Origin of the sequence: Gandjariella thermophila (assembly GCF_005405885.1) — a bacterium.
Classification (GTDB): domain Bacteria; phylum Actinomycetota; class Actinomycetes; order Mycobacteriales; family Pseudonocardiaceae; genus Gandjariella; species Gandjariella thermophila.
In genome coordinates, this window is record NZ_BJFL01000089.1 from 1 (window position 1) to 3,445 (window position 3,445).

The following is a 3,445-nucleotide window of genomic DNA, read 5'->3' on the forward strand; positions in this document are numbered from 1 at the left end:
CAACCGCGTCGACAAGGTGGTCAAGGACAGGGCGAATCGGCGATGATGACGCGGCAGGCATGGTCCCTCGTGACGATCAAGGCGTAGGAAACCTTCATGATCATCACGAGGGCCGTGCCGCCCGAGCATCTCCACGGCGTGTCGCCACCAACATCACTGGTCACGCAGGTCTACAGACGACTTTGCCGGAGCCCTGCGGTGGCGGGTGCTCCAACACGTCACGGCCTGCCCACAAAAGATCGGCCCGATCGCGAAAGCGGCCCTGGTGCTGATCCAGTTCGAGCACCGGTATCTACCTCGCTGAGATTACCTCACTCACTCCGGCCCCCACGGCCGGACTCCATTGCGGCTGGAGAGGGCTGACAATCTGCGTCGGCGTGGTGGCATGTCCACGCCGACATCAGGGCCCTCAGAAATGGGCAGTAGTTGCGACAAATGGCCCAGAGAATCACGCTCTAGCGTGTCTCACGTGGGCCGATGCAGGGCTGCGACCAGCGCTGATCCACCTCACGAGCTGCCGCACGAGACATGCTCTTATGCCAGAGAGCGTGATCAGGTCGTCGCCGGTTCGCGCGGCGTTCCGGCGACGACACCAGGCTACCTTCAGTTGCTGGTCGGGCTTCTCACCAGCCACAGTGGACGGTCATGCGTCAGATGAACGTGCCTTTGTTGATAGCCGTCAGGAACGCCTGGAAGGTATCCCTTGGCACTGTGATGTGGCCGGCGCTGGGGTTCTTCGAGTCTCGGATGCCGACCACGGCGTCGCCGAAGGCGACCTCGACGCAGTTGGCGTCGTCGCCGCCGTAGCTGCGCTTCCGCCAGCCGAAGGCGATCTCGATGCAGTTGGTGTTGCTGCCGCTGTAGCTGCTCTTGCGCCATCGTGTCTGAAACTCGGTAGGCGCAACCATGCGTCCTCACTCTCGACCGGTACGACCCGCTCGGCCGGCGCATCGCCAAGCAACGCCTCGGCCCTGACGGAACCACCGTGGTCGAACAGGTCGACTTCGTCTGGGACGGCACCACGCTCGCCGAGCAGACCGCCTGGGAGCCGGGTGGTGCGCGCGTCACCACGTGGGAACACGACGGCCTCCGCCCGGCCACCCAGACCGAGCGGACCTGGTGGCGGGACGCCCCGCAAGCGTGGGTGGACGAGCGGTTCTACGCGATCGTGACCGACTTGGTCGGCACGCCCAGCGAACTCGTCGATGACCTCGGCGCCGTGGCCGGGCACGCCCGCAGCACGCTGTGGGGCACCACCACCTGGACCGGGGATAGCGCCGGCACGCCGTTGCGGTTCCCCGGCCAGTACCACGACCCCGAAACCGGGCTCAACTACAACTACTTCCGCTACTACGACCCGGAAACCGCCCGCTACGCCACCCTCGACCCCCTCGGCCTCGCGCCGTCCCCCAACCCCAACACCTACGTCCACAACCCGCACACCTGGACCGACCCCCTCGGTCTGTCGCCGTGCGATTCGCCTGGCCGAAATGCTGCCCTCAACCAGGCGAAGCGCGACTTGGGCATCCCGCGGTCGCAACACCCGGACGAGGTCAATCGTGTACCGATGACTGATCGGTGGGGCCATGCGATCCTGGGAGGCGACGGTAAACCGATTATGACTCGAGAGTATGTCTACACCCGCCCCGACGGCAGCAGGGTGATCATTCAAGATCATGGCGCAGGGCACAGCTTCGGTGAAGGAGGCGTAGGCGACCAGGGCCCGCACCTCAATGTTCGTCCTCCGGAGAACACAAGAACGGGCTCCGTTCCAGGGGCACGAGATCACTACCCGTTTGCGAGGTAACTGCATGGCCGCCTGGTTGGATCTTCTGGAAGACGCGGCGAGCGTACGATCCATCTACAACGACCAGTCGCCCGCACTCGATCCCATCCGCCTTCATGAGATTTCGTTGCACACCGACGGCGGGCGTGCAACCTTGCGTTTCGATTTGCCAGAATATCCGGAGAGTCCGCCCAAGAAGTGGCGACTGCAGGGTTTCAATACGGTCCAGGTCGAGCTTATGCTTATTGAGATTCGCGAGCTTTCGCTACGTGGGTGGAATAGCGCGATTGACGGAAGGATGTCACTGGCTCGCGAGTCGGACGGAGTGCGGGTGACGATGTCAACGGACTCGGTGCGTATAGACATCAAGGCGGCATGGGCGACGGTTGTCAAGGTTGCGGCCTATCTCTCCGAAGAGAAATAGGCAAGGAGGCGCCCGTCCTGCCCCGTCCGACACCGCTCTGTCCGTCGGCGGATTCCGGTGACAGCGGAAAACCTTACTGCCAATAGGCAATCGCGCTGGCCAGCGGGGAGCCGTACTGCGGCAAAGGGCGTCGTCCGGCGTCGCGCACGTGACGGTGCGCCGCGCCGTGGCGGAGTTGTCGAAGGCCGGCCGGCTGACCGTGGTCCACGGTCGCTGGGCCGTCGTCGCGAGGTGACACGGCAGCTTCGTCCGTGGACGAGGCGCAGGTCTGCCTGCAAGCGCTCGTGTTGCGTGATCGCGAGGCCCGAAGATAGTTTGATCTCTGCGAGCATCCCGGTGCCGACACCGTCAGGCGTAGATGCTCGCATGCAGGTCAGGGTCATCTTGTGCGATTCAGTGGAGGCTTGTTGATCTCGTCGAAGATCCCTCTTCCGGGGTTGCTCGCAACGTGCTACATTTCCGCAGGTCAAACCCACCGAATCAGCCGAGCCCTCACTCCGGCCCCCGCGGCCGGACTCCATTGCGGCGCGCATCTGCCAGGGCAGCCCGTCAAGGTCTGCGAGCTCACTCCGGCCCCCGCGGCCGGACTCCATTGCGGCGACCAACGCGACGGTTGCGGGTAGTCCATGAGGTCACCTCACTCCGGCCCCCGCGGCCGGACTCCATTGCGGCGGAAAGCCGTACCCCGCGTTTTGGGCCTGCCAGAACTCACTCCGGCCCCCGCGGCCGGACTCCATTGCGGCGTATTGGGTCGCGTGGTCAGCGGCCACGCTCCTGCTCACTCCGGCCCCCGCGGCCGGACTCCATTGCGGCAGGGCGAAGCCTGGCGAGCCCACGGCGTGCGGCCCGATGCTCACTCCGGCCCCCGCGGCCGGACTCCATTGCGGCATGCCGTCGATCTGGCGTTCCCCGCCGGACCACTGGCTCACTCCGGCCCCCGCGGCCGGACTCCATTGCGGCATGCGGTTCTCAGGGGGCGTTGTCGACTATTGTTGAGCGCGTGCCTCCGGCTTCCGCGGCAGGATCGGGCACCTGTGCGAGGGTGACTGATTCGGCGCCGTTGGTCGGATGCGGAATTCGCGGATTGCGTCTTCAGAGCGGCAGTGGAGATGGAGCGTTATTCAGGCCGGCTTGATCACCTCAAAGTAGGGCAACGACCCCGATCAGGTAAGATCGTTTTCCTACCACAGAACACGACTTACAGGCGGGGCCGTTGCGTTACCAGTCTACTACAG

At 64.8% G+C, this 3,445-nt stretch carries 3 protein-coding genes and 1 CRISPR repeat array; of the genes, 2 read left to right on the top strand and 1 reads right to left on the bottom strand.

Features of this window, described 5'->3' with window-relative positions:
* Positions 1-650: 650 nt before the first annotated feature.
* Positions 651-908: a DUF397 domain-containing protein gene (locus FFT21_RS28195; protein ID WP_137816942.1), complete on the bottom strand. Its 258-nt coding sequence runs from the start codon at positions 906-908 to the stop codon at positions 651-653.
* Positions 909-985: 77 nt separating this feature from the next.
* Here FFT21_RS28195 and FFT21_RS30605 point away from each other — a divergent pair, with 77 nt between their 5' ends.
* Entirely contained in the window at positions 986-1,807 is an 822-nt protein-coding gene (locus FFT21_RS30605) for an HNH/endonuclease VII fold putative polymorphic toxin (protein WP_307722969.1), read from the top strand.
* Between the two features lie 4 nt (positions 1,808-1,811).
* Entirely contained in the window at positions 1,812-2,210 is a 399-nt protein-coding gene (locus tag FFT21_RS28205; RefSeq protein ID WP_192909813.1) for an Imm50 family immunity protein, read from the top strand.
* Between the two features lie 491 nt (positions 2,211-2,701).
* Positions 2,702-3,171: a CRISPR direct-repeat array (repeat unit 37 nt; unit sequence CTCACTCCGGCCCCCGCGGCCGGACTCCATTGCGGCG).
* Positions 3,172-3,445 lie beyond the last annotated feature (274 nt).